We start from the raw sequence: 547 nt of genomic DNA, 5'->3' as shown, positions 1-547 counted from the left end.
AACAGCTCGGAGCTTCCGGCCGCCCCCAGGTCTCCCAGTGCAGCGAAGCCGTCGGCCGCGGTGAGCGCGGCCGACACGGCCTCGTCGATGCGTCCGAGCTCAGCCAGAGCGCGTGCCCGTGAATCGGTGACATCGGCGAGCAGCCACCCGGCGTCGTGCTGCTGTGCGAGGGCGGCGACCTCGTCGAAGAGAGCGAACGCCCGCTCGTCGCCGCGCCCACCGTAGGCCTGCCCGAGGCTGTGCAGCACCTCGGTGAGCGCTCCGACGGCGTCCGGCGCGCGTCGGACGGTCTCGGCCGCGGATTCGAGCAGGGCGATCGCATCGTCGTGCTCGTCGAAACGCGCGAGGATCTTCGCCTGCTCGGTCATCGCCATCGCCTGGTCGGCGTGCTCCTCGGCCTGCCCGAACAGCTCGGAGGCGTAGCCGTGGGCGCCCACCGACTGGCCGAATTCCCCGGCCGCACTCAATGCGCGGGCGAGCATCGAAGCGGTCATCGCTCGAGAACCGGCGGGGACGTCGGCCTCCTCCTCGCGCTGCAGCACATCTC

Annotated in this window: 1 pseudogene; it reads right to left on the bottom strand. The window is 71.7% G+C overall.

The annotated features are described in order from the left end of the window. Positions 1-547 (bottom strand): annotated as a pseudogene (locus DSP71_RS22310) (hypothetical protein); the annotation flags it as partial.

The organism is Microbacterium sp. H6, from assembly GCF_003314775.1.
Taxonomy (GTDB): Bacteria; Actinomycetota; Actinomycetes; order Actinomycetales; family Microbacteriaceae; genus Microbacterium; species Microbacterium oxydans.
Note: the sequence above shows the minus strand (reverse complement) of the source record. Positions and strands in the feature narration are given on the sequence as shown.